Source organism: Cytobacillus luteolus, from assembly GCF_017873715.1.
Classification (GTDB): domain Bacteria; phylum Bacillota; class Bacilli; order Bacillales; family Bacillaceae_L; genus Bacillus_BV; species Bacillus_BV luteola.
The window spans coordinates 54,439-79,168 of record NZ_JAGGKM010000004.1 but is presented as its reverse complement, the minus strand read 5'-3'; the positions used below and the strand labels follow the sequence as shown (position 1 = coordinate 79,168).

Here is a 24,730-nt window from a genome sequence, read left to right as displayed (position 1 = left end):
AAAAAGTAATTAGTATATAATATTTATATATAGTATAGCCTTTTTAATGGAATTGAGCGGTACATATTAATTGTTATTGATCGGTGGTGATTACAATCGAACTAAATAAAAGGCAAGAGAAAATTTTACAGATAGTAAAGGATGATGGCCCTATTACGGGGGAACATATTGCCGATAGACTTAATTTAACGAGGGCCACCCTAAGACCGGATTTAGCTATCTTAACAATGGCCGGTTATTTAGATGCCAGACCGCGGGTAGGGTATTTTTATACAGGAAAAACAGGAGCTCAATTATTCTCAGATAAAATAAAAAAAATGGTTGTTAAGGATTATCAATCGATCCCTGTTGTTGTCAATGAGAGTGTATCAGTTTACGATGCTATTGTAACAATGTTTTTAGAGGATGTAGGAACGTTATTTGTAGTAGATGAAAATTCTGTTCTAGTGGGTGTTCTCTCTAGAAAGGATTTGTTACGTGCTAGTATAGGTAAGCAGGAGCTTTCATCCATTCCTGTAAACATCATCATGACAAGAATGCCAAATATTACAATGTGTGACCGAGAGGACCTTTTGGTAGATGTAGCTGAGAAATTAATCGAGAAACAAATAGATGCACTTCCAGTTATAAGAGAAACTGAGCATGGCTTTATGGTAGTAGGACGTATAACGAAAACGAATATTACAAAAGCATTCGTATCCTTAGCAGGAGAAGAAATAATATAACGATCTAAACTGCAAATGGGGGGATATCATGAATAGAATTATTTATGTTGTATCAGATTCAGTAGGAGAAACTGCCGAACTAGTTGTAAAGGCAGCAATTAGTCAATTTAATAATTCAGCCACTGAGATAAAAAGAGTACCGTATGTCGAAGATAAAGGGACGATCTCAGAAGTCATTTCGTTAGCTAAGATGAACAGCGCTATAATCGCTTTTACTCTCGTAGTCCCAGAGCTTCGTAACTTTTTAATCCAAGAAGCGAAGATAGCGGGAGTAACAGTATTTGACATAATTGGACCTTTAATTGACAATATGCAAGGTTTATATGGGTTAACTCCTAGGCATGAACCTGGATTGGTTAGAAAGCTTGACGAAGATTACTTTAAAAAAATTGAAGCTATTGAATTTGCAGTAAAATATGATGATGGACGAGACCCTCGAGGGATTTTACGAGCGGATATTATTTTAGTAGGAGTTTCTAGAACATCAAAAACACCTTTATCTCAATATTTAGCACATAAGCGATTAAAAGTAGCAAATGTTCCACTTGTTCCTGAGGTAGATCCTCCCGAAGAACTGTTTCTAGTTCCACCACATAAATGTATCGGATTGAAAATTAGCCCAGAGAAATTAAATGATATTAGAAGAGAACGCCTAAAGTCCCTAGGTTTGGATGATCAGGCAATCTATGCAAACATTGACCGGATTAAAGAAGAGTTAGACCACTTTGAGAGAGTCATAAATAAAATTGGCTGTGATGTCATTGATGTAACGAAAAAGGCCGTTGAAGAAACCGCCAATATTATTCTGCAACAGATAAATAAGAAAAATAGATAAGCACATATCCCCAGGATATGTGTTTTCTTTTATTAAAAAATGGGTAAAAAAATATAGTAGAAAACGATAGCGGTTTAGAGAAATATATATTATAATAAAAAATTGTGATTAAATGTATAATTTTAGGTTTAGACTAGGCATGTATCGAATAAACTATATATTGAAAGTTGTCAAGTGTTAAGGCTGAAAAAATATATTATATTAATATCTTTGTCTAAATCTGAAGGGGTTATATAGGATAATCCCTCAATTTCATGTTGTCGTTTGAATGGAGGTTAAATTCATAATAATTCTTTTACATGAAAAGAGGGAAACGCTGGAGTGATGTAGAATAGAGAATTATGACGAAAAAAAGCACAGTTTTTTGTCGATGCTGATGCATGTCCAGTAAAAACAGAGATACTTACGATTGCAAATACATATCAAATGGAAGTTATAATCTCATAAAGGTTCCTATGAAATTGGAGGAACATGTGTTTATGTAGTTGCAATAAAGGAAACTGTTGACTTATATATATTGAATCATGCTAAACACAAGACATTGAATTAAGGATATGGGTATGATCCTACATCTAAGATATTTGTCTGCTATGGAACGACGGACCGGAAACCATTTAAAGGTCCTAAGACATTTTCAGAAGATGATAGAAATCAGTTTATCATATCATTCGAAAAAAAAATGTCGAAATGTGCAGGAAATCAAGAATTAAAAAGAGAATACTTATTACGGAGATGTTTAATATGGGATATCGAATTCCTGAAGAAACTATCGAAAAAATTCGCCATTCTGTAGACATTGTTGACGTAATCAGTGAATATGTTCAATTGAAGAAACAAGGAAGAAACTATTTCGGTCTTTGTCCGTTTCATGGAGAAAGTACGCCGTCTTTCTCTGTCTCTCCAGATAAACAAATTTATCACTGTTTTGGCTGTGGAGCAGGAGGCAATGCATTATCTTTCATAATGGACATTGATGGGATAACTTTTACCGAAGCAGCCAAGCGCTTAGCTGACAGGGTAAATATAGAATTACCTAATCTAGAAACTGATCCTATTCATCCACAGAAACAACAGGACTCTACCATGATGATAGAGGCTCATGAACTTCTAAAGAAATTCTACCATCATTTATTGGTAAATACAAAAGAGGGTGAGCACGCACTTGATTACCTGCTTAATCGAGGATTTTCGATGGAGGAAATCGAAAAGTTCGAAATCGGTTTTGCATTAGACTCTTGGGACTTTGCATCTAAATTTCTTGTTCAAAGAGGTTTTAAGCAGGAGATGATGGAAAAGGCAGGATTAATTATTAAAAAAGAGTCAGACGGCTCTTACTTTGATCGTTTTCGAAATAGGATCATGTTTCCTATATGGGATCATCAAGGAAAAACAATTGCTTTTTCAGGTCGTGTCCTAGAAACAAATACAAGAGAACCTAAGTATTTAAACAGTCCTGAAACAATCATCTTTAATAAAAGTAAAACATTGTATAACTTTCATAATGCTAGGCCGTTTATGAGAAAGAATGAACAGGTTGTTCTTTTTGAAGGTTTTATGGATGTTATATCTGCTAATAGAGCTGATATACCATATTCAATTGCAACAATGGGTACTTCTTTAACAGAAGAGCAGGCCAAGATGATTCGAAGGAATGTTGAATCTGTAACGATTTGTTATGACGGTGACTCAGCCGGAATTGAAGCCACTGTTAGAGCAGCTGCCATTTTAAAAGATATAGGTTGTTATGTGAAAGTTGCTTCAATGCCTGAAGGATTAGACCCTGATGACTACGTCAAGAAGTATGGACCAGAGCACTTTAAAGGTGATGTAATAGGGGCAAGCCTAACTCTTATGGCATTCAAGATGAGATATTTTCGAAAAGGTAAGAACCTTCAAGATGAAGGAGAAAAAATTAAATATATCCAATTGGTCCTAAATGAAATTGGAAAACTTGACAATGCGGTTGAAAAAGACCACTACCTTAGAACACTATCGAATGAATTCTCAATCTCACTTGATGCTCTAAAAGAGCAACACGAACAAATTAATAAATCTTTGCAAAATAAAAAGGATAATGATGATAGGAACAGAAATAATATACCTAGAAAACCATTATTAGCGAAAAAGCTTTTACCTGCTTATCATAATGCAGAAAGATTATTAATTGCCCATATGTTAAGAGATAAAGACATTACTTATAAGGTTCATGATGCACTTCAAGGTGACTTCAATATTGAAGAGCACCGAGCAATTGTATTATACCTTTACGCATATTATGAAGAAGGTAATGATCCCGATATTGGAACATTTATTCAAAGATTGAATAATGAAAAGCTTAAGAGTGTAGTAACTGAAATTGCGATGCAATCTATTAATGAAGAAGTTTCTGAGCTAGAATTGACAGATTATATAAAACAGGTGTTGAAACATCAGAAATTGTCAATGATAAAAGAAAAAGAAGTTGCTCAACAAGAAGCCGAACGTCAGAGCGATTTCAAAAGAGCAGCAACTATTGCAATGGAAATTTTACAATTAAGAAGAACCATCAATAGCAGATGATTAAAGACCTCTATAAGCATATTAGTTTGGAAGGAGGGGAACTTATGGCTGAAAAATCAGCACGTTCAAAAGAAATGGATACTGAATATACAATTGAGCAAGTAAAAGACCAATTAACTGAGTTAGGTAAAAAACGTGGTGTATTAACATACGAAGAAATAGCTGAAAAAATGTCTGGGTTTGAAGTGGAATCAGATCAACTAGACGAATATTATGAGTTCCTAGGAGAACAGGGTGTTGAATTGTTAGGTGAAGGAACTGATGATGAGGATGAGGATGATCCAAAAATTCAGGATTTAGCAAAAGAGGAAGAATTTGACCTTAATGACCTAAGTGTTCCTCCTGGAGTGAAAATAAATGACCCTGTACGTATGTACCTAAAAGAGATTGGTCGTGTTGATTTATTATCAGGTGAGGAAGAAATTGTACTTGCTGAGCGAATTGAAAAAGGTGACGAGGAAGCTAAGCGACGTCTAGCTGAGGCCAACCTACGACTTGTAGTAAGTATTGCAAAACGCTATGTAGGTAGAGGTATGCTATTCCTAGACTTAATCCAAGAAGGTAACATGGGCTTAATTAAAGCAGTTGAAAAGTTCGATTATCGCAAGGGCTTTAAATTTAGTACCTATGCTACATGGTGGATTCGTCAGGCAATTACTCGTGCTATCGCTGACCAAGCAAGAACAATCCGTATCCCGGTTCATATGGTAGAAACCATTAATAAACTGATTCGTGTACAAAGACAGCTTCTTCAGGATTTAGGCCGTGAACCTTCTCCAGAAGAAATAGCTGAAGATATGGACTTAACTCCAGAAAAAGTAAGAGAAATTCTTAAGATTGCTCAGGAGCCTGTATCATTAGAAACACCAATTGGTGAAGAAGATGACTCTCATTTAGGTGACTTTATTGAAGACCAAGATGCAACTTCTCCTTCTGAACATGCTGCTTACGAGTTATTAAAAGAGCAATTAGAAGATGTACTTGATACGTTAACAGACCGTGAAGAAAATGTCCTTCGTTTACGCTTTGGGTTAGATGACGGCAGAACACGAACTCTTGAAGAAGTAGGAAAAGTATTCGGAGTTACAAGAGAACGTATACGACAAATTGAAGCTAAAGCACTTCGTAAACTACGTCATCCAAGTCGAAGCAAAAGACTTAAAGACTTTTTAGAATAATCCTAAAAAATTAATTTACAATTTAAAGTTTACTTCATACAATTGAGGTAAACTTTTTTGTCTTTTGAGGAGAAAACATGGACCATAATCGAAAAGAAATAATTGTAAAAGAAATCAAGCTCTGGAAACAAAGTAAGTTATTACCCGAACACTACTGTGATTTCTTATTAACTTTATATACTGAAGGTGAGGAAGAAATTAAGAAGAGTAAGGTCACTACAAATTTTAAGGATATACTCATGGCCCTTTTACTCATCTCTTTATTACCTGTAACACTTCTTGTCATTTATTTTACTGAAATGTATTTCGTTTTGCAAATGCCTATTTTCATTATTTTTATAATAATCTGTCTAATTAGTGCTTTTTTCTTAAAAAATAACTTTTTAAAACAACTATCTTACATAATCTTTGCATTACTTTTTTTAATAACAACGATTGAAATAGGTGGATATTACTTTAAAGAAAACGTAGTTGTGTTAAGTATCATCATCGTTTTCAATTGCCTTTTATGGTTGTTAACAGGACTTAAAATGAAACAAAAGTACTTTATAATTGCAGGAGTAATTGGTTTGATTTTACTAATTGTAGCATTTTTCATATAAAAATGCATTTTTAAAATGTTGTGAATATTGTTCAATTAACGATATAATAGATATTGTAAACGGATACATATCGTTAGGGGGATTAAAATGAACTTTGATTTAACAACAGAACAAAAGCTAATTTTGCGCACAATTCGTGAGTTTGCTGATGCAGAAGTTGCTCCTGAAGCAGAGTCACGTGATAGAGAAAAAAGGTTTCCTAAGGAAATATTCACCCAATTATCTGAGTTAGGAATGATGGGATTACCGTTTCCAGAGGAATATGGTGGAGCGGGTGCAGATACAGTCAGCTTTGCAATTGTTGTTGAGGAGCTAAGCAGAGCTTGTGGATCCACAGGTATCACCTATTCAGCACATATTTCACTAGGTGGAGCACCTATTCATATGTTTGGTACAGAAGAACAAAAGCAAAAGTATTTAACTCCAATTTGTACGGGTGAATCTTTTGGTGCTTTTGGACTTACTGAACCCAATGCTGGGTCTGACGCTGGTGGCACACAAACAGAAGCAATAGAAGATGGAACTGATTTTGTGATAAACGGTAATAAATGTTTTATTACAAACGCAAGTTATGCAAATCATTTAGCATTGACAGCGATCACTGGTCGTGATGGTGATAAAAAAGAAATTAGTGCGATTATTGTTCCAACCGATGCTAAAGGTTTTTCAATCATCGATAATTATGAAAAGATGGGACTCCACTCCTCCAATACAACTGAACTTGTTTTAGAGGATGTAAGAGTTCCACAAGAGAACCTTTTAGGTGCTCGAGGAGAAGGATTTAAACAGTTCCTTAAAACTCTCGATGGAGGAAGAATAGGTATCGGTGCAATGGGTGTGGGTATTGCTCAGGCAGCGTATGAAAAAGCACTAGCCTATGCAAAAGAAAGAAGACAATTTGGTCGTTCTCTTTCAAATTTCCAAGCGATTCAATTTAAATTAGCAGATATGGCAATGAAAATTGAGCTAGCTCGTACTATGGTTTATAAAGCTGCATGGTTAAAGGACCAAGGCAGACCATTCGGTAAAGAAGCTGCAATGTGTAAGCTATATGCGTCTGAAATTTGTATGGAGGTTACAAGTCAAGCTATACAAATTCATGGTGGATACGGCTACATGAGAGAATATCAAGTTGAGAGATTTATGCGTGATGCAAAACTTCTTGAAATAGGAGAAGGCACGTCCGAAGTTCAACGAATGGTAATCGCTCGTTCCCTAGGCTGCTAGACTATCCTTAGCAAGATATGGTTATAATAAAATAGAAAAGAGTAAAAAGCTTCTTCTTCTTTGGACGAAGCTTTTTCTTATTTATGCTAAAACATATTATTAATATTGTATTACTGTATTGATTTCAGCGGAAGGCACGAGACTCCTGCGGGATATCCGGAGCGTCAAAGTGAGACCCCACAGGCGCAAAGCGCCGAGGAGGCTCACGGACCGCCCGCGGAAAGCGAGTGCTTTCCGCTGAAATCAACAGGTGTATTTAGAAACTGTTTTTGACGAAAATGTGAATTATTTATAAATAAAGAAGATTGAAACTTTTATTTTACGTATAACTTGTACATTTAGGTCTAGCACTTCTTACAGTTTTGGAGTAAAATAGTTATTGTTTGGATTAAATAATTAACGATATATCTACAAGCATTTTTACATAAGGGAGGTTATTTATTATGAATCGTAATCCATTAATTCCTTTCGCGTTAATTGGAATTTTAGGTCTTGGACTTATGTTTGTTCTATCTTTTGTTGGATTAAATAACATGGACGAAATTGCAAGTGATGGTGAAGAGGCTCCTCAATCCGAAACAGCTGCAGCATCTCCTGAAGAAATTTACCAACAGCAATGCTTAGCATGTCATGGTGCCGATTTTAATGGTGGAGTTGGTCCTGCACTTTTAGGTGTTGGTGATAGACTATCTAGCGAAGAAATTCAAGATATCATAAAAAATGGTAAAGGAATCATGCAAGGTGGTTTAGTACCAAATGATAAGCTTGAAGAATTTACTGCTTGGTTAATGGAAGTAAAATAATAACTGATAGAGTCCTTTGCCTATGTAAAGGACTCTTTTTTTTGCCCATATAAATTTGCATATACTATAATTGTTTGTAATGATATGTAGTAGAAGATTATGGAGAGAAGTGGTGTTTCAATGAATGAATTAAGATTATCAAAAAGGCTGGAGACAGTAGCTAACTATATTCCTAAAAATTCAATTTTGGCTGATATAGGTTCAGACCATGCATACTTGCCTTGTTTTGCCTCTCTGAGAGGCTCTATTAAAAAGGGAATAGCTGGAGAAATCACCGAAGGTCCACTACAATCTGCAAAAGAGCAAGTAGCTAAGTCTGGTCTCTCAGAAATGATTGATGTTAGAAAAGGAGACGGCCTAGAGGTTATTGAACCAAATGAAGTAACTTGTATAACGATTGCAGGAATGGGAGGAACCTTAATTAGAAGTATTCTCGAAAAAGGGAAAGCAAAGTTAACGGGTGTCGAAAGGCTTATCCTTCAGCCAAATATTGGTGCACACAGAATAAGAGAATGGCTTTTAGATAATGGCTGGGAACTAACGGCAGAAGAAATTCTAGAAGAAGATGGAAAGATCTATGAAATTTTAGTCTCAGATAAAGGGAATCCGAAAACACCTTATGATTCAATAGAAGCAGGAGTTCTTCTAGGGCCATTTTTGATGAAAGAAAAAAATGAAGTATTTATTAAAAAATGGATAAACGAATTAAATCACTGGGAAAAAATTATCTCCCAGTTAGAACATGCTGAAAAAACTGAAGAAAATAACAAAAGAAAAGAAGAGTTAATACATAACAGTAACATCGTAAGGGAGGTATTAAAGTGAGTAAAATACCTAATGGATTTGAAATCATTCAGTTGTTTGAGAAGTATTCACCTAAGGCATATGCAGTAGAAGGAGATAAAATTGGCCTGCAAATTGGGACATTAAATAAACCTATTCGTAATATCATGATTGCTTTAGATGTACTAGAGAATGTGATTGATGAAGCAATTGAAAAGAATGTAGATCTCATCATTGCACATCATCCACCTATTTTTCGTCCTTTAAAGTCAGTGATCACTGACCAACCAGCAGGAAAAATTGTTGAAATGTGCATAAAACATGATATCGCTGTGTATGCTGCACATACAAATCTAGATGTAGCGAATGGTGGAGTCAATGATATGTTGGCAGAAGCACTAAATTTACAAGATGTTGAAGTGTTATCTCCAACCTATGAGGACTCATTAAAGAAGTTAGTTGTGTATGTTCCAGAAACTGATGCTGATACGGTTCGAGAAGCTATTGGTAATGCTGGTGCAGGGGCTATCGGTAATTATAGCTATTGTACTTTTAATACATCCGGAACAGGAACTTTTTTACCTAATGGATCTGCGAATCCAGTTATTGGCCAAATCGGTAAATTAGAACAAGTAAACGAGGTTAAAATCGAAACGATTATTCCTGCTTCCCTTCAAAGAAAAGTAATTTCTGCCATGATAAAGGCCCATCCTTACGAGGAAGTGGCATATGATATTTACCCTCTTGATAATAAGGGCGTTGAATTAGGCTTAGGTCGAGTGGGGAAAATCAAACAGGAACAAACCATCGCAGAGTTTGCAGACTTTGTAAAAGAAGCATTAGATGTTGATGGTGTTCGCATAGTAGGGAACTTGGATGCAAAGGTAAAAAAGGTAGCAGTCCTTGGCGGAGATGGTAATAAATACATAACGAGTGCGAAGTTCAAAGGTGCCGATGTATATGTGACTGGTGATATCTACTACCATGTCGCCCATGACGCAATGGCCATGGGATTAAACATCATCGATGCAGGACATTATATCGAAAAGATTATGAAGCAAGGGGTAACAAAGGTCTTAGGAACTCTTTGTGATGAAAATAAATACAAAGTTAACATTTTCCCTTCTGCAGCGGATACGAACCCTTTTACATTTAGGTAAAAAGTGTCGGCTACAGTACATCTTGATTTATGCTGTAGGCACCCGCTTTCCGCGGGGAATCATGAAAAAGCCCAATTTCCGGCTTATTCAACATCGGATTCTCATCGGGCGGTCCATGAGCTCGCATTCGCTCCTGAGGGATCTCACATTGACGTGTATTTTCAAAAGTTACATAAACAAAAATCAGTTTATGTGCCCTCAAGCAAGCAAAATAGCCAAAGAGAGGTCACTTAAATTAGTATATGAGCCCTCAAGCGAGCAAAAAAGCCAAAGAGAGGTCTCATTAATTAGTATATGAGCCCTCAAGCGAGCAAAAAAGCCAAAGAGAGGTCTCATTAATTAGTATATGAGCCCTCAAACGAGCAAAAAAGCCAAAGAGAGGTCACATAAACCAGTTTATGTGACCTTGAGCGAGCAAAAAAGCCAAAGAGAGGTCACATAAACCAGTTTATGAGCCCTTAAGCAAGCAAAAAAGCCAAAGAGAGGTCACATAAATCAGTTTATGAGCCCTCGAGCGAGCAAAATAACCAAGAGAGGTCACATAAACCAGTTTATGAGCCCTCAAGTAAGTAAAAAAGCCAAATAGAGGTCACATAAATCAGTTTATGAGCCCTCAAGCAAGCAATTAAAAAAGAGCATTTCCCATAGAAGAGGTGAATGCTCTTTTGAAATTTATTGTGTTTACGACTTTACTTTAGGCAAAATCTTATGAAGCGGAACCTTTCTCTCAAGTTCCCATTCCTTTTCATCACTTGGATCATATTGCTCTAAAAACGTAATAACCTCTTTTGTTATCGGGGTAGGCGTAGAAGCACCTGCAGTAACAGCTACTGTTTTTGCCCCTTTTAACCACTCAAGCTTTAGCTCACTTAAATCTGCAATACGATAAGCTTTCGTTCCAGCAATCTCTTCAGAAACTTGGGCCAATCGATTTGAGTTATTACTCTTAGGATCCCCAACTACAATTGTTACATCTGCTTCACCAGCTTGCTCTGCTACTGCTTCTTGTCGCACCTGTGTAGCCATACAGATTTCACGATGCACTTCAGTTTGTGGATACTTCTCTTTTACCTTTTGCATTACATCTGCAACATCCCATTGGCTCATAGTCGTTTGGTTAGTAACGACAATTTTGTCACTATCTAACGATAATTGATTAACGTCTTCTTCCGTTTCAACAAGATGAACATGGGTCGGAGCAACTCCGACAGCACCCTCTGGCTCAGGATGTCCCTTCTTGCCAATATAAATAATTTGGAAGCCCTCAGCAACCTTTTCTTTAATTAAGTCATGTGTGCGAGTAACATCTGGACACGTTGCATCAATCGTAACCAAACCTTTATCTCTCGCTAGTTTCTTTACTTCTGGAGACACACCGTGCGCTGTAAAGATAACTGTACCTTCCGTAACCTGGTCCAGAATTTCTAATCGGTTTGCACCATCTAATGTGATAATACCTTCATCTATAAATGCATCAGTAACATGCTTATTGTGAACAATCATTCCTAATATATAAATGGGCCTAGGCAAATTTTTATCTAAAGCAGCATTTTTTGCAATAACCATTGCATCTACAACACCATAACAATAACCTCGTGGTGCGATTTTAATGACATCCATGTATTCTCCTCCTTTAGACTAATGGTAAAGGAACGATTAACTTTTGTTCGACCCGTTCTTTCGCCAAAATAATCTTCTAATCTCTTATTATTATATCGGAGTAAGGAGAATAATACAAAGCATGATATACTATTGTTATGACAACTTAAACATAGAGCTTAGGTAACGAAGCTTTCTGTTCAGTTGATTTTCTTTTAGTGGTTGTGGCTTCCTTCTCTTTAGGAACTTCCCTTTCCTTAACTTCTTTTTTTCTAATTGAAGCTTCTACATCTTTGCCTTCTTCAGCATTAACAGTTTCTGAATCATTATTATTAAGTTCCTTATAAATCTTATACATTGCGGGAATATTTCTAACTAAAGGACCGTACTGCTGTACCATTGGTCCAACCGTTTCAGCCATTTTTAAAGCCTTTTGAACGTTACCTAACATACCACTAAGGTTTGCAGGATTTGCAAGACCTTGAATAGTCGAGGGATTAAACATTCCTTGAGCAGCTGAAGGGTTCGCTACTCCTTGCATAGGTGAAGAAGAAGCACCTGAAAATAGTCTTTTTAACAGACCACCTGCACCACGACTAGCCATTTGCTGTGGTTGAAAGCCACCGCCGAATGGGTTTTGCATAGGAAATCCTTGCATTGGAGGTATTTGTCTTCCTGGAAACATATTTTTCCTCCTTTCATTGTTAATGACATAAGTAAAAAGTATCAAAATAATTACAGATACCCTCTTAGTTACAATATGCTAATGTGTAGTAGAATGTTTAAAATCAGGAAATATTAGGCTCGGTTTATGGTTTTTTGGAAAAAAATCATTTATAATGAGAAATTAGGTTTAATTGTTCGTATATGTCGAAAAATAACTAATAATAAATAATTGATAAATGAGGTTACTACTATTATGGAAAATAATCAATTTGAGCGTTTTGAATTTCAACCTTTTATTATGGAGGCACTGGCGGAACTAAAATTTACAAAACCAACAGATATACAGGAGCGTCTTATTCCTTCTATTCAACGTGGTGAAAGTGCAATTGGTCAATCGCAAACAGGTACTGGTAAAACTCACGCATACCTTCTGCCTTTGCTAAACAAAATTAATCCTTCTTTACAAGAAGTACAAGCAGTGATTACAGCTCCGACTAGAGAATTAGCTACCCAAATCTATCAGGAAGTTCTTAAGGTTATTAAAAATTGCTCACCAGATGAACAGATCACAGCGAAAAATTTTGTTGGTGGAACGGATAAACAAAGGGCGATTGATAAATTAAAAACACAGCCACACATTGTTGTTGGAACTCCAGGAAGAATCAACGATCTTACTAAAGAAAATGCATTGTTAGTACATACAGCAACAACGATTGTAATTGACGAGGCTGATTTAATGCTCGATATGGGCTTTATAGAGGATGTAGACCAAGTTGCAGCAAAAATGCCTGAGAAGATTCAAATTCTTGTTTTCTCAGCAACAATTCCAGAAAAACTTAAGCCTTTCTTAAAAAAGTACCTTGATAATCCTAAATATACACACGTGGCACCAAAGCAAGCGACAGCAGCAAAAGTGGAGCATGTGTTAGTTCCATTAAGACACCGTAACAAACTTAAACTTTTACATGATATGCTCAAAGCATATAACCCTTATTTAGCAATTGTTTTTACAAATACAAAAAAAATGGCTGATGAAGTGGCAGATGGTTTACTTGAAAAAGGTCTTAAAGTAGGGAGAATTCATGGAGGATTGTCTCCGCGTGACCGTAAGAAAGTAATGAAGCAAATAAGTGATTTAGAGTTTCAATATGTTGTAGCTACAGACCTTGCGGCAAGGGGAATTGACATTGAAGGTGTAAGTCACGTAATCAACTATGAGTTACCTTCTGATTTAGATTTTTATATCCATCGAGTAGGTCGAACTGCAAGAGCGGGTTATTCTGGTATAGCTGCCACGATATATGAACTATCAGATGAGGATGCCTTAAATAAACTAGAAAAATTAGGAATCACATTTACAAATCTTGACCTAGAGAAAAATGAATGGGTCAAACTTGGTGAAAGAAATAAACGTAAAAATAGACAAAAACAAGATGATGAAGTAGAAAGACAAGCAAGAAGTGCTGTTAGAAGACCGAGTAAAGTAAAACCTGGTTATAAGAAAAAAATGACGAGGGAAATGGAACAATTTAAAAAGCGCCAAAGAAGAGTGAAAAGAAAATAGAACGTTGATGGGATTGGAGTGTTTCGAATGATAAAGCTTGGCTCACATGTATCAATGAGTGGGAAAGATATGCTATTGGCAGCAAGTACTGAGGCTGTTTCATATGGAGCAAATACCTTTATGATTTATACAGGTGCACCTCAAAATACTAGAAGAAAAAAAATAGAAGACCTTAACATAGATGCTGGATTAGCACACATGAAGGAAAATGGAATTGACGAGATTATCGTTCATGCTCCTTATATTATTAATATTGGAAACTCAACTAATCCTTCAACTTTTGAGCTTGGAGTAAACTTTCTGCGTTCGGAAATAGAGCGTACATACGCGCTAGGTGCTAGACAAATTGTACTTCATCCTGGTGCTCACGTAGGTGCAGGTGCTGAATGTGGGATTCAGAAAATCATTGAGGGATTAAATGAAGTTGTTACTTCAGATCAAGAAGTACAAATTGCTTTAGAGACGATGGCGGGGAAAGGGTCTGAATGTGGAAGTTCATTTGAGGAAATTGCCAAAATTATTGATGGTGTGAAACATAATGAAAAAATCTCGGTATGTTTTGATACGTGTCACACACACGATGCAGGCTATGACATTGTGGAAGATTTTGACGGTGTATTAAATGAGTTTGATAAGTTGATTGGAATAGATCGACTTAAGGTTCTACACATTAATGATAGCAAAAATGAACGTGGGGCAAGAAAAGATAGACATGAAAACATCGGTTTCGGTAACATTGGCTTTTCTGCACTTAGCTACATCGTTCATCATCCACAGTTAACGAGTGTTCCCAAAATTTTAGAAACTCCATTTGTTGGGGAAGACAAAAACAATAAAAAAGCACCATACAAATTTGAAATTGAGATGTTAAAGGGAAAAGAATTTGACTCTGAACTTTTAACAAAAATCAGTAACTCATAAAAGTATAATGTAATTGAACAATAAAAACTGTCAAGTTAAATATCTTGACAGTTTTTGTTTCATTTCATATGGATTACAATAATTGATTGAATAAAGTATTCAACTGTCTTGCTACCTCAGGACTAGTAATTCGGGCAACCTGCTTTAGGAGCCTATGTCGTTCGTTATCATCAAATAGATTTATGTTTTTTCCGCGGATCAATTTAACAATTTCTTTTGCCTGATTTCGATTTATAGCGACTTGATATTGCTGACTATAAGATAAAAGTTCGTCTACAGTAATAGAATTCATTTTTTTATTAATAATGTTTTTAAATAAACTCATCCCTTATTCTCACCTCTATGTTTACATTATGAGATAGTCTTAAAATATGTGAGAAAAAATTAGAGAAGAGTTTGTAATTATCCTCAAAGGAAAAGGTATTGTATAATATATGTTAATGAAATAGGAACGAGTAGGGGGATTTATGGCGCACAAACAACATAAAAAAGAAGGATTAGTTAGTATTGTATATAGAATTATCATGATTATTTTTGGTGCTGGTCTAGCTGCAGTATCAATTGAATTATTTTTAGTACCTAACAAGATCATTGATGGCGGAGTAATCGGAATTTCTCTTATCTTAGACTATTTAACACCTTCATACATAAGCTTCGCACTATTAATTATCGTACTAAATTTACCCTTTATGTATTACGGTTATAAATTCATCGGAAAAACCTTTATGTGGTCTTCCTTATTAGCAATTGGCGCTTTGGCAATAATCGAAACAATCTTACACCATGTAGAACCATTTACGAATGAGCCCATTTTAGCTACCGTTTTTGGGGGCTTAATCCTTGGAGTGGGAGTAGGCTTAGTCATTCGACACGGTGGGGCAATGGACGGTACCGAAATACTAGGGATTTTATTGACTAAAAAGCTACCATTCTCCGTCGGTGAGTTTATTATGTTTATTAATATTTTTATCTTTTTATGGGCAGCCTTCGTATTTGGTCCAGAACAAGCGATGTACTCTGTTATGACCTACTACATTGCCTTTAAAACTATCGATACAGTAATTCAGGGATTAGATGAAACGAAGGCAGCATTTATTGTTTCTGATGAGTATGATGAGATATCTGATGCAATACTAGACCGACTAGGGAGAGGGACAACAAAGTTGAAAGGTAAAGGTGGCTTTACTGACAAGGACAAGGATGTAATTTATGTTGTTATCACTCGTTTAGAGGTAACTAAACTTAAATCACTAATTCATGAGGTCGATCCAAATGCCTTTATCACAATAATGGACACCCATGAAGTAAAGGGTGGAAAATTTAAATCAGCTATTCATTAACAACTAGCCCCTTTCTTTACAAAAGGTTGAGTGTCATGTATACTTGTAAATCGGAATGATTCTTAAAAACTGAAAAGGTGATTTCATGCAAGACCATAACCTAATATTAGAAATCGATCATCTGTATTATCGATATGAAAAGCAAAATGTGCTTGAAGATATACATTTAACTGTACCAAAAGGTGCTTTTTTAGGTTTAGTAGGACCAAATGGTTCTGGAAAATCAACGTTGTTAAAGTGCTTACTAGGACTTTTAAAGCCACAAAAAGGCACGATAAAGCTATTTGGTACAGATATTCACTCGTTTAAGAACTGGCACAAAATTGGATTTGTCTCACAAAAAGCAAATAGTTTTAACTCAGGCTTTCCTGCTACAGTTTTCGAAGTTGTAGCTAGTGGTTTAACATCAAAACTTGGATTATTTAAATTCTTAGGTAAAGAAAATAAGCAATTGGTGACAGAGGCAATTGCTTCTGTAGGTATGACTGAGTTCGTTCATAGAAACATTGGCGAATTATCAGGAGGACAACAGCAAAGAGTGTTTATAGCAAGAGCACTTGTAAGTCAACCAGAGTTATTGATTCTTGATGAACCAACAGTTGGAATTGATGCGCAAACAGTGCAAAATTTCTATAATATGCTAGATGATTTAAACAAACGATTAGGAATTACATTAATCTTAGTTACGCATGACGTTGGTACAATTACCGATAAAGTTACTCACGTTGCTTGTTTAAATAAGCATTTACATTTTCACGGGAGTGCAAAGGATTTCGATGAATTACAAGAAAAAGATTTTTCACAGTTTTATGGCCATCACCTTCATGTATTAACACATGATCATAGTCATAATCATGGAGGACACAACCATGCTTGAAGGACTCTTACAGTATGAATTTTTACAAAATGCCTTTATTGCAGGGGTATTGATAGGCTTTATAGCACCATTACTTGGAGTGTTTGTAGTTGTTAGACGTTTATCCTTGATTGCTGATGCGCTTAGTCACGTTACTCTTGCTGGAATAGCAGCTAGTTTGTTTATAGAGAAACGCTTTGGCCTTGTAGGGATTAACCCTCTTTATATGGGAATGGCTTTCTCCGTTACAGGTTCCTTATTTATCGAAAAATTAAGAGGTATCTATAAACATTATCAGGAGCTTGCAATACCTATCATTTTATCCGGAGGAATCGGATTAAGTGTTATATTTATTTCTCTTGCCGATGGATTTAATACGGACTTATTTAATTACTTATTCGGAAGTGTTAGTGCAGTAAGTAGAAGTGATATGTGGGCTGTTGTAGGAATCTCAGGTTTTGTTGTAGTTATTATTATTTTATTTTATAAAGAATTATTTCTTTTATCGTTCGATGAAGAACATGCGATTGCATCTGGAATAAATTCTAAGTTAATACACTTCATTTTTATCATAACAGTTGCTCTTGTAATTGCTGCCTCGATGAGAATTGTAGGGATTTTATTAGTTTCCTCGTTAATGACAATTCCAGTCGCAGCAAGTATCCGAATAGCCAATGGTTTTAAACAAACCATCTTTTTCTCAGTGTTATTTGGGGAAATCTCTGTAATTGTCGGATTAATTTTATCCTATCATTTAGACTTAGCTCCTGGTGGAACAATTGTTGTGCTAGCAGTTTTCATCTTGATTAGTGCAATCAGTTGGAAAAAGTGGCGGAGAGGAAGATCGTTTAAAAATGAAAGTAACTGAAGCGTTAGAATTAATGAAAGAAAAAGGGTTTAAACATACGGGTAAAAGAGAAGATATGCTGGAGTTATTTTCAAAATCCAATAAATATCTAACAGCTAAGGATGTATTAGATCATATGAAAGATGATTACCCAGGCTTAAGTTTTGATACAATATATCGCAATCTTTCTACCTTTGTAGAGTTAGGTATTTTAGAAACCACTGAGTTATCTGGGGAAAAGCATTTCCGATTTACTTGCAGTACAAAGCACCATCACCATCATTTTATTTGCATGGAATGTGGAAAGACAAAAGAGATTGACCTATGTCCAATGGAAGTATTATCTGACAATCTCAAGGGGTATGAGGTTACTGGTCATAAATTCGAAATTTACGGTACATGTCCTGAGTGTTAAATTAAACCAAACTTGGATGAAAAGGTAAAAGGTGTCCCCTTACTAATAAATGGGGACACCTTTACTTATTTTAGGTTTGTTCTTTAATATACTTGTCCACCCAATTTCGTGCCTCTACCCAATCATTTACCCTAATTACGTTTTGGGGGATAGGATCTTGATTGTATGGTGTATTAAAAAGGATTACAGGAATCTTACATTCTTCACTGATATCACATGCATTGTCATGTTTATCTTCAAAGAACAAGTCAATTTTATGCCTCTTTACAGCCTCTAATTTGTCATGACTTCCAACTAAATCAATTTTATGATAGTGCATTTGATTATCCTTAAACCATTCATGAGTAACAGGTACGTATTGATCTCTTCTAGCACTAATATAAATTAATTCATGGTGATCTTTCCAAATATCCAAGACAGACTTTGCATCTTTTGCCAAAGGTGCATTTTTATAGATGGTTGGTTCTACTTTGTTCATCCATTCCCAAAACTGTTCGTCATTAACTTTTAATAATGGACGCAAATCGTATTCAGTCATATCGTTAAGCGTTATATTCATATGAAATGATTCATTAATATAAGGAACAAATGTTGTTGGACATGTTATCGTTCCATCAATATCGATACCAAGTTTCTTATTCATTTTTTACAGCATCTCCTTGAATAACATTAATAGCATGATTTACAGAATAGTTATAGTTTAACATACTATACTTCTTTCCATTAGAAGAAAACATTAACAACATAATTAGACGTCATTGGTTCAATAATATAAATGCTCCTTACTCTTAAGGAAAGCGAGGGATTAAGCAATGGCAGAAGATCAAAACAATAACCGTGAACGAGGAATTGCTCATGATTATGATGAGAATCATTTTGTCGATCCAAACCTAGGTTCAAATATCTATTCGGACTATTCCGAGGAGACTGCAGCTGAGGTTGCACCTCCACTAGGTACAAATTACAACAGGGAAACTGTAGAGGAAACAAATAATGATACAGTTACAGGTGGAACTGGTATGGGATGGTTGGCATTAGCGTTATCAATCATTTCATTATTTGTAATGCCAGTACTTATGGGAGCTGCTGGGATTATTATTGGCTTTATCGCACGCAGAAGAGGTGCTACAGGATTAGGAGCATGGGCAATAGGGATTGGTGCCATTTCAATTATCGTAGGCATATTTATCCTCCCATTTTTTTAAGGTAGCGTAGTGTAGAACGATAATAAAGCTCGGTACATTTCTGTACCGAGCTTTAATTTAAGCTAAGGTAAGGGTGTTTTGAATGGATCAAAAAAACAATTCTGACAATGCAAATTTAAAAATTAATCAATACTTAGACGACATGCCGAGTCAAAGTACATTAGCTAGTGAAAATGTAAGTAAAACAGAAGAAGCCAATCTGAAAATTAACAATCAATTTTATAAGGATCACGATCGTGAGGTCCACCCAAATGACCTTCCGCCAACCTATATCTATAATAATACACCTGCAATCCAAATTAATAATGATGATGACTAAAAAGGCTGAAGAATACCCTCAGCCTTTTTAACAATTAATTTATACTTGCTCCTGAGCCTTTTTTGCGAAATACTCCTCAGCAATTGCATCAATTTCTTTTTTTAATTCTTCTACCATTGTTTCTTCTGGTACTTTACGGACAATTTTACCGTGTCTAAATAATAACCCCTCACCACGAGCACCGGCAATACCGATATCAGCTTCTCTCGCTTCACCAGGACCGTTTACAGCACATCCTAATACTGCAACTTTTATTGGTGCTTTAATCGTTGAGATATAATCTTCAACTTCATTTGCAATGCTAATTAAGTCAATTTCAATTCGGCCACAAGTAGGGCATGAAATGAGTGTAGCTGCATTAGACGATAACCCGAATGCTTTTAATAACTCTCTTGCTACTTTCACTTCTTCAACAGGATCCGCACTCAATGAAATTCTTACTGTATTACCAATTCCTTTACTTAAAATCGCACCTAATCCAGCTGCACTCTTTACAGTTCCTGAAAAAAGTGTACCTGATTCAGTAATTCCTAAGTGGAGCGGGTAATCAAAGGCTTTTGCAGCTTTCTCATATGCCTCAATCGCTAAATTTACATCAGATGCTTTCATTGAAACGATAATATTATAAAACTCAAGGTCTTCTAGTATTTTAATATGATGTAAAGCACTTTCAACCATACCATCTGCTGTAGGGTACCCATACTTATCGATAATTCGTTTTTCAAGTGAACCAGCATTTACCCCGATTCGAATAGGAATACCTTTTTCCTTTGCTGCCTTTACAACAGCTTCAACCTTTTCTCTGCGGCCAATGTTTCCAGGGTTGATCCGAATTTTATCTGCTCCACCTTCTATGGCTTTAAGAGCTAATTTATAGTCAAAGTGAATGTCGACAACAAGTGGGATATTGATTCTTTTCTTGATCTCAGAGATTGCATTAGCAGCACGTTCATCAGGACACGCAACACGAACAACCTGACATCCTGCTTCTTCAAGTCTTTTTATTTCAGCAACAGTTGCTTCAACATCATGTGTTTTGGTAGTCGTCATACTTTGAATGACAACTTCATTATTTCCACCTATCGTTAAGTTACCAACTTTAATAGGACGGGTTTTCGTACGATGGATTATTTCAGTCAAGAAAAATCGCTCCTTCGAATAGTTACTTTAACTTATATTGAATTGTTATTATTTCACTTTTTTATTGTACCAGTGGTTTATGAGCATTGACAAGAAAGAATCATTCTCCCTCTGAATAAACAGGGATTTTATATTCTTTTCCAATAATAATCGAGTTTGCAGTCGCTTTTGGGTTTAGTTCTTCAAAATCAGAAATAATCTTTTCTATGGAGACATTACCGGTAGATAATGATTCAGTAAGAGAGAGCACTGTATCTCCTGCTTTAATTTTTACAATTTGAAAAGGGATTGTAGTATTTTCGATAGGCTTTGATACTTGCTCTGCAGCTGCAGCTGCAACTGGCTGCTCTTTCATTGATGGTAAGGTTCCTTGTGTTACATCATGATACACAATATATAATAAAAATAATGCAAGTAGTACGCCAATAAACTTTTTCATAAAAAAACCTCCAATGGACAAGCTTATTTATCCATATGCTTGTCCATCGGAAGAAATGACTAAAAAATCACTTATTTGCTTATGATTTAATTTTTTTGTTAAGGATTTCTTTCATTGCAAGGTAAAGAACAATAACTGCAACAAACCAGTTTAAGAAAGCTCCCATTATGACTTGTATTCGTAAGGCTTCCATTATTGTAAAGAAAACAGTAGGGATGGTAACACTATAAGCAGCCATTACCCAGGTATGTCGGAAGCGTAAATTAAGCTTTACGATATTGTTCAAAATTAACCCAATAAGTGCAATGAAAGTGACTTCGATAAATTTCAAACCACTTACCATAATAAAAAAGATAAGCAAAATAACAGGAATGATAATAGGTAATGCAGTTTTAAATGTATTAAAAAAGCTAACAAGTTCTTTACTTGTAATTGGCATACCTTCAACAAGGGAGTAATCAAAGGTTTGAACATTAATATCAGTTACTAGTAATGCTTTATTTTTCAATAATACAAGGCTATCCTTGAAACTTTCGACATCTTCTTCGGTTAATTCACCACTACTGTCTAAGATAAAGGTAAAGTTATTGTTTTCAATAATATACGGTTCTCTATACTCAGACTCTAGTACACCATTTTCAATTTTAAAATCGGGGAGATCTTCTGAAAGCAGTTCCTCGAAATTACCGACAGTAGTTGAAATGTCAGTTGAAATAAGATAGCCAGTTGGAAGAAGCGAAATAAGAGATAAAACAAAAACAAACAAAATGGTTTTTCCAATTCCTTGAAAACGGAAAGAAGCAATGTCCTTTGGTGAATATAAGCTTTTATAAAACTGTTTGAAAATTGACATATATACACATCCTTAAAGTACTCTCAACAATATTTTAACGAGGAGACCCTAATTTAACAATAAAAGAATCAATTTTATATAGTTTGTGTAAAATGTATAAAGTATAGATAATAAATTCTTTACAATAAATTTACTTTACGTTACATTTGAAAAGGTTTGTATTTTCTTGTCGAAAACTTATACATAGGGGTTGAAAAGTGTTGGAACTAGATGTTCAAAAGATGATATTTGAATTTATTGGTGGACTCGGTATTTTTCTATTCGGAATAAAATACATGGGTGACGGGCTACAAAAATCAGCTGGTGACAAACTAAGGGATATTTTAGATCGATATACAACTAACCCATTTATGGGTGTACTTGCAGGTATATTAGTAACTGTGCTCCTGCAAACCAGTAGTGGAACAACAGTAATAACTGTAGGTCTCGTAAGTGCAGGATTTATGAACTTGAGACAAGCTATTGGAGTAATTATGGGTGCTAATATCGGTACAACGATAACAGCATTTATCATAGGAATTAAAATAACAGACTATGCTCTACCTATCATAGCCCTAGGTGCACTTTTGCTATTCTTTTTCAAAAGTAAAAGAATTCATCATCTTGGACAAATTGTATTTGGATTCGGTGCTTTATTCTTAGGACTTCAAATGATGGGCGATGGTATGAAACCATTACGAGCATTCGAGGCTTTTCATGATTTAACAGTTAGTATGAGTTCGAACCCAATTTTAGGGGTTGTTATTGGTACAGTCTTTACAGTCATTGTTCAAAGTTCAAGTGCTACAATTGGTATTCTTCAGGGATTATACGGTGAAGGCTTAGTTACCCTCACTGCTGCGTTACCTGTTCTGTTTGGGGATAACATTGGTACAACGATTACTGCAATTTTAGCCGCAATAGGAGCTTCAGTAGCTGCGAAGCGAGCTGCTTTAACTCATGTTATCTTTAACTTGTTAGGAACTGCAATCTTCCTATTAGTCTTACCGTTATTCACAAAGTTAATTGTTTGGTTCCAAACAATATTCAATTTGAACCCTGAAATGACAATCGCTTTCGCTCATGGAACATTTAACTTAACAAACGTAATAATTCAATTTCCATTTATTGCTTTCTTAGCCTTTTTAGTTACAAAGATTATTCCAGGTGAAGATTCAATAGTTGAATATAAAGCAAAGCATTTAGATCCTATATTTATTGAACAATCTCCTTCCATTGCGATCGGCCAAGCAAGAGAAGAAGTTGTTCGAATGGGGAAATTTGCTGTAACAGGCCTTGAAGAATCACATAACTTTTTAAAGACACAACAGCAGAAACACGCTGATGTTGCATTACAACTTGAAGATGCGATAAATAATTTAGATCGAAAGATCACCGATTATCTAATTCAACTTTCATCTAGCTCAATGTCTGAATCAGAATCAACACTACATTCTGCATTGGTAGACACGGTACGTGATATTGAACGAGTTGGAGACCATTTTGAGAACATTATTGAGCTTGTAGATTATCAAGTCTCGAATAAAGTTAAGCTTACTGATGGTGCTATTGAAGATTTAGATGAAATGTTTGCATTAACAATTTCTACTTTAAATGAAGCTTTCAAAGCATTAGAAGATCATGATACACACGCTGCTATTGAAGTGGTGAAGAAAGAAGAACAAATTGATAGTATGGAACGCTCTTTACGTAAAAAACATATCCTTCGTCTAACTGAAGGGAAATGTTCTGCACAAGCTGGTATTGTGTTTGTTGATATTATTAGTAACCTCGAAAGAATTGGAGATCATGCTGTTAATATAGCAGAAGCTGTTCTTGGTGAACGTCATTTATAATGTGTAAAAAGAAATATTTTCCTATATAATAGAGTGCAAGGGGATTATAACCCTTGCACTTTTTTTAGTTAAGGAGAGAGCTATGGATATTTTATATTGGATCTTAATCATTGCGTGCTTTATCATCTCATTTATAGGACTCGTTTATCCAATCATTCCAAGTGTTGTATTTATTGCACTCGGAATAGCTATATATGGCTTTGCATATGGATTTGACCATTTTTCAATTCTCTTCTGGAGTATTCAAATACTGTTCTTTATATTACTACTAGCTGCGGATTATCTAACAAACTTACTCGGAGTAAAAAAGTTCGGAGGAAGCAAAGCTGCCATATGGGGAAGTACTATTGGCTTGTTAGTTGGACCTTTTGTCATACCTGTGGCAGGAATCATTATCGGCCCATTCGCAGGAGCAATAATTGGAGAACTAATCGTACATAAAACTGAGTTCAAAAAAGCTGTCAAAATAGGAATTGGATCATTACTAGGCTTCCTAAGCGGAGTCATTACAAAAGGAATCATACAAGCGATTATGATAGGTTATTTTCTAGTGGTTGTTTTGTAACTGTCTATTATACAGACGCATAGTGGATTGGAGCGGAAGGTACTTGACTCCTGCGGGAGTTGAGGAAAGGTCGAGACCCCGCAGACGGAACGTCGAGGAGGCTCGACTTCCTCCCCGCGGAAAGCAAGTGCCTGTAGCGAAAAGAAACGGACTGGATATAAACTAGAATCAACATTTGAAGAGGCTGTATGTATAAATGTAAAAGCATAGGCTATTATAGTTATGTTGAGAGCTAATTAATTGATATTTAATGGCAGTTTTGGTAATGTAAGAATTAACAAACATATGAAACAT

General features: G+C 35.6%; 26 protein-coding genes. 19 read left to right on the top strand and 7 right to left on the bottom strand.

Going from position 1 to position 24,730, the window contains the following annotated elements:
- Positions 1 to 83: 83 nt before the first annotated feature.
- The 9 genes from J2Z26_RS12440 (at position 84) to J2Z26_RS12400 (ending at position 9,872) form a co-directional block, all read left to right on the top strand.
- Positions 84 to 725, top strand: a complete 642-nt coding sequence (locus tag J2Z26_RS12440; RefSeq protein ID WP_319638036.1) for a transcriptional regulator CcpN — start codon at positions 84 to 86, stop codon at positions 723 to 725.
- A gap of 28 nt (positions 726 to 753) precedes the next feature.
- Positions 754 to 1,560, top strand: coding sequence for a pyruvate, water dikinase regulatory protein (locus J2Z26_RS12435; protein ID WP_227413674.1), 807 nt, complete (start codon positions 754 to 756; stop codon positions 1,558 to 1,560).
- 741 nt (positions 1,561 to 2,301) lie between these two features.
- Positions 2,302 to 4,119 carry a DNA primase gene (gene dnaG, locus J2Z26_RS12430; protein ID WP_193535478.1) on the top strand — a complete coding sequence of 606 codons (1,818 nt, stop codon included), beginning with the start codon at positions 2,302 to 2,304 and terminating at the stop codon, positions 4,117 to 4,119.
- Positions 4,120 to 4,163: 44 nt separating this feature from the next.
- Positions 4,164 to 5,297: an RNA polymerase sigma factor RpoD gene (gene rpoD, locus J2Z26_RS12425; RefSeq protein ID WP_193535477.1), complete on the top strand. Its 1,134-nt coding sequence runs from the start codon at positions 4,164 to 4,166 to the stop codon at positions 5,295 to 5,297.
- Between the two features lie 77 nt (positions 5,298 to 5,374).
- Positions 5,375 to 5,899 (top strand): hypothetical protein, encoded by a 525-nt coding sequence (locus J2Z26_RS12420; RefSeq protein ID WP_193535476.1) that lies wholly within the window; start codon positions 5,375 to 5,377, stop codon positions 5,897 to 5,899.
- A gap of 87 nt (positions 5,900 to 5,986) precedes the next feature.
- A complete protein-coding gene (locus J2Z26_RS12415; protein WP_193535475.1) occupies positions 5,987 to 7,126 on the top strand; it encodes an acyl-CoA dehydrogenase in 1,140 nt (379 codons plus the stop codon).
- A 443-nt stretch (positions 7,127 to 7,569) separates the two neighbouring features.
- Positions 7,570 to 7,929, top strand: coding sequence for a cytochrome c550 (gene cccA / locus J2Z26_RS12410; RefSeq protein ID WP_193535474.1), 360 nt, complete (start codon positions 7,570 to 7,572; stop codon positions 7,927 to 7,929).
- 120 nt (positions 7,930 to 8,049) lie between these two features.
- On the top strand, positions 8,050 to 8,754 hold the full coding sequence (locus J2Z26_RS12405; protein ID WP_193535473.1) for a tRNA (adenine(22)-N(1))-methyltransferase: 705 nt from the start codon (positions 8,050 to 8,052) through the stop codon (positions 8,752 to 8,754).
- Positions 8,751 to 9,872, top strand: coding sequence for a Nif3-like dinuclear metal center hexameric protein (locus J2Z26_RS12400; protein ID WP_193535472.1), 1,122 nt, complete (start codon positions 8,751 to 8,753; stop codon positions 9,870 to 9,872). Before J2Z26_RS12405 ends, J2Z26_RS12400 begins: the two co-directional genes overlap by 4 nt.
- Before the next feature lie 681 nt (positions 9,873 to 10,553).
- On the opposite strand, the gene J2Z26_RS12395 is transcribed toward J2Z26_RS12400, so the two are convergent.
- Complete coding sequence (locus J2Z26_RS12395) at positions 10,554 to 11,492, bottom strand: 4-hydroxy-3-methylbut-2-enyl diphosphate reductase (protein WP_193535471.1); 939 nt, start codon at positions 11,490 to 11,492, stop codon at positions 10,554 to 10,556.
- 145 nt (positions 11,493 to 11,637) lie between these two features.
- Positions 11,638 to 12,156, bottom strand: coding sequence for a VrrA/YqfQ family protein (gene vrrA, locus J2Z26_RS12390; RefSeq protein ID WP_193535470.1), 519 nt, complete (start codon positions 12,154 to 12,156; stop codon positions 11,638 to 11,640).
- Between the two features lie 234 nt (positions 12,157 to 12,390).
- Here vrrA and J2Z26_RS12385 point away from each other — a divergent pair, with 234 nt between their 5' ends.
- Together J2Z26_RS12385 and J2Z26_RS12380 are read left to right on the top strand one after the other, a co-directional pair.
- Complete coding sequence (locus J2Z26_RS12385) at positions 12,391 to 13,701, top strand: DEAD/DEAH box helicase (protein ID WP_193535469.1); 1,311 nt, start codon at positions 12,391 to 12,393, stop codon at positions 13,699 to 13,701.
- Positions 13,702 to 13,728: 27 nt separating this feature from the next.
- Complete coding sequence (locus tag J2Z26_RS12380; RefSeq protein ID WP_193535468.1) at positions 13,729 to 14,622, top strand: deoxyribonuclease IV; 894 nt, start codon at positions 13,729 to 13,731, stop codon at positions 14,620 to 14,622.
- Between the two features lie 73 nt (positions 14,623 to 14,695).
- Here the strand turns inward: J2Z26_RS12380 and J2Z26_RS12375 are convergent, their stop codons facing one another.
- On the bottom strand, positions 14,696 to 14,947 hold the full coding sequence (locus J2Z26_RS12375) for a DUF2624 domain-containing protein (RefSeq protein ID WP_193535467.1): 252 nt from the start codon (positions 14,945 to 14,947) through the stop codon (positions 14,696 to 14,698).
- Between the two features lie 142 nt (positions 14,948 to 15,089).
- Here J2Z26_RS12375 and J2Z26_RS12370 point away from each other — a divergent pair, with 142 nt between their 5' ends.
- From J2Z26_RS12370 to J2Z26_RS12355, 4 genes are all read left to right on the top strand, one after another.
- Entirely contained in the window at positions 15,090 to 15,962 is an 873-nt protein-coding gene (locus J2Z26_RS12370) for a YitT family protein (RefSeq protein ID WP_193535466.1), read from the top strand.
- An 85-nt stretch (positions 15,963 to 16,047) separates the two neighbouring features.
- A complete protein-coding gene (locus J2Z26_RS12365) occupies positions 16,048 to 16,839 on the top strand; it encodes a metal ABC transporter ATP-binding protein (RefSeq protein WP_193535465.1) in 792 nt (263 codons plus the stop codon).
- The gene (locus J2Z26_RS12360) at positions 16,832 to 17,686 is read left to right on the top strand and encodes a metal ABC transporter permease (protein ID WP_193535464.1); all 855 of its coding nucleotides are present in this window, start codon (positions 16,832 to 16,834) and stop codon (positions 17,684 to 17,686) included. Before J2Z26_RS12365 ends, J2Z26_RS12360 begins: the two co-directional genes overlap by 8 nt.
- Positions 17,673 to 18,080, top strand: coding sequence for a zinc uptake transcriptional repressor Zur (locus J2Z26_RS12355; protein ID WP_193535463.1), 408 nt, complete (start codon positions 17,673 to 17,675; stop codon positions 18,078 to 18,080). Before J2Z26_RS12360 ends, J2Z26_RS12355 begins: the two co-directional genes overlap by 14 nt.
- Positions 18,081 to 18,150: 70 nt before the next feature.
- Here the strand turns inward: J2Z26_RS12355 and J2Z26_RS12350 are convergent, their stop codons facing one another.
- Positions 18,151 to 18,723, bottom strand: a complete 573-nt coding sequence (locus J2Z26_RS12350) for a hypothetical protein (RefSeq protein WP_193535462.1) — start codon at positions 18,721 to 18,723, stop codon at positions 18,151 to 18,153.
- 205 nt (positions 18,724 to 18,928) lie between these two features.
- Between J2Z26_RS12350 and J2Z26_RS12345 the strand changes: the two genes are divergently transcribed.
- Together J2Z26_RS12345 and J2Z26_RS12340 are read left to right on the top strand one after the other, a co-directional pair.
- Positions 18,929 to 19,285, top strand: a complete 357-nt coding sequence (locus tag J2Z26_RS12345) for a DUF4190 domain-containing protein (RefSeq protein ID WP_319638042.1) — start codon at positions 18,929 to 18,931, stop codon at positions 19,283 to 19,285.
- A gap of 82 nt (positions 19,286 to 19,367) precedes the next feature.
- Positions 19,368 to 19,604, top strand: coding sequence for a hypothetical protein (locus J2Z26_RS12340; protein ID WP_193535460.1), 237 nt, complete (start codon positions 19,368 to 19,370; stop codon positions 19,602 to 19,604).
- A gap of 39 nt (positions 19,605 to 19,643) precedes the next feature.
- Here J2Z26_RS12340 and ispG read toward each other — a convergent pair whose 3' ends face one another.
- The 3 genes from ispG to J2Z26_RS12325 form a co-directional block, all read right to left on the bottom strand.
- Entirely contained in the window at positions 19,644 to 20,735 is a 1,092-nt protein-coding gene (gene ispG / locus J2Z26_RS12335) for a flavodoxin-dependent (E)-4-hydroxy-3-methylbut-2-enyl-diphosphate synthase (RefSeq protein WP_193536075.1), read from the bottom strand.
- A gap of 109 nt (positions 20,736 to 20,844) precedes the next feature.
- Positions 20,845 to 21,183, bottom strand: coding sequence for a hypothetical protein (locus J2Z26_RS12330; protein ID WP_193535459.1), 339 nt, complete (start codon positions 21,181 to 21,183; stop codon positions 20,845 to 20,847).
- 79 nt (positions 21,184 to 21,262) lie between these two features.
- Positions 21,263 to 22,036 carry a DUF1189 domain-containing protein gene (locus J2Z26_RS12325; RefSeq protein ID WP_193535458.1) on the bottom strand — a complete coding sequence of 258 codons (774 nt, stop codon included), beginning with the start codon at positions 22,034 to 22,036 and terminating at the stop codon, positions 21,263 to 21,265.
- A 200-nt stretch (positions 22,037 to 22,236) separates the two neighbouring features.
- Here J2Z26_RS12325 and J2Z26_RS12320 point away from each other — a divergent pair, with 200 nt between their 5' ends.
- The gene (locus J2Z26_RS12320; RefSeq protein ID WP_193536073.1) at positions 22,237 to 23,871 is read left to right on the top strand and encodes a Na/Pi cotransporter family protein; all 1,635 of its coding nucleotides are present in this window, start codon (positions 22,237 to 22,239) and stop codon (positions 23,869 to 23,871) included.
- Between the two features lie 82 nt (positions 23,872 to 23,953).
- Positions 23,954 to 24,436 carry a DUF456 domain-containing protein gene (locus J2Z26_RS12315; RefSeq protein ID WP_193535457.1) on the top strand — a complete coding sequence of 161 codons (483 nt, stop codon included), beginning with the start codon at positions 23,954 to 23,956 and terminating at the stop codon, positions 24,434 to 24,436.
- The last annotated feature ends 294 nt before the right edge of the window (positions 24,437 to 24,730 follow it).

Excerpts from the sequence above, each read along its gene's own strand:
- J2Z26_RS12355 (WP_193535463.1), top strand. The coding sequence starts at position 17,673 with ATGAAAGTAACTGAAGCGTTAGAATTAATGAAAGAAAAAGGGTTTAAA.
- J2Z26_RS12395 (WP_193535471.1), bottom strand. The coding sequence starts at position 11,492 with ATGGATGTCATTAAAATCGCACCACGAGGTTATTGTTATGGTGTTGTA.
- J2Z26_RS12315 (WP_193535457.1), top strand. The coding sequence starts at position 23,954 with ATGGATATTTTATATTGGATCTTAATCATTGCGTGCTTTATCATCTCA.
- rpoD (WP_193535477.1), top strand. The coding sequence starts at position 4,164 with ATGGCTGAAAAATCAGCACGTTCAAAAGAAATGGATACTGAATATACA.
- J2Z26_RS12330 (WP_193535459.1), bottom strand. The coding sequence starts at position 21,183 with ATGAAAAAGTTTATTGGCGTACTACTTGCATTATTTTTATTATATATT.
- J2Z26_RS12415 (WP_193535475.1), top strand. The coding sequence starts at position 5,987 with ATGAACTTTGATTTAACAACAGAACAAAAGCTAATTTTGCGCACAATT.
- J2Z26_RS12365 (WP_193535465.1), top strand. The coding sequence starts at position 16,048 with ATGCAAGACCATAACCTAATATTAGAAATCGATCATCTGTATTATCGA.
- J2Z26_RS12350 (WP_193535462.1), bottom strand. The coding sequence starts at position 18,723 with ATGAATAAGAAACTTGGTATCGATATTGATGGAACGATAACATGTCCA.
- dnaG (WP_193535478.1), top strand. The coding sequence starts at position 2,302 with ATGGGATATCGAATTCCTGAAGAAACTATCGAAAAAATTCGCCATTCT.
- J2Z26_RS12380 (WP_193535468.1), top strand. The coding sequence starts at position 13,729 with ATGATAAAGCTTGGCTCACATGTATCAATGAGTGGGAAAGATATGCTA.
- J2Z26_RS12370 (WP_193535466.1), top strand. The coding sequence starts at position 15,090 with ATGGCGCACAAACAACATAAAAAAGAAGGATTAGTTAGTATTGTATAT.
- cccA (WP_193535474.1), top strand. The coding sequence starts at position 7,570 with ATGAATCGTAATCCATTAATTCCTTTCGCGTTAATTGGAATTTTAGGT.
- J2Z26_RS12435 (WP_227413674.1), top strand. The coding sequence starts at position 754 with ATGAATAGAATTATTTATGTTGTATCAGATTCAGTAGGAGAAACTGCC.
- J2Z26_RS12420 (WP_193535476.1), top strand. The coding sequence starts at position 5,375 with ATGGACCATAATCGAAAAGAAATAATTGTAAAAGAAATCAAGCTCTGG.
- J2Z26_RS12325 (WP_193535458.1), bottom strand. The coding sequence starts at position 22,036 with ATGTCAATTTTCAAACAGTTTTATAAAAGCTTATATTCACCAAAGGAC.
- J2Z26_RS12340 (WP_193535460.1), top strand. The coding sequence starts at position 19,368 with ATGGATCAAAAAAACAATTCTGACAATGCAAATTTAAAAATTAATCAA.
- J2Z26_RS12405 (WP_193535473.1), top strand. The coding sequence starts at position 8,050 with ATGAATGAATTAAGATTATCAAAAAGGCTGGAGACAGTAGCTAACTAT.
- vrrA (WP_193535470.1), bottom strand. The coding sequence starts at position 12,156 with ATGTTTCCAGGAAGACAAATACCTCCAATGCAAGGATTTCCTATGCAA.
- J2Z26_RS12375 (WP_193535467.1), bottom strand. The coding sequence starts at position 14,947 with ATGAGTTTATTTAAAAACATTATTAATAAAAAAATGAATTCTATTACT.
- J2Z26_RS12385 (WP_193535469.1), top strand. The coding sequence starts at position 12,391 with ATGGAAAATAATCAATTTGAGCGTTTTGAATTTCAACCTTTTATTATG.
- J2Z26_RS12360 (WP_193535464.1), top strand. The coding sequence starts at position 16,832 with ATGCTTGAAGGACTCTTACAGTATGAATTTTTACAAAATGCCTTTATT.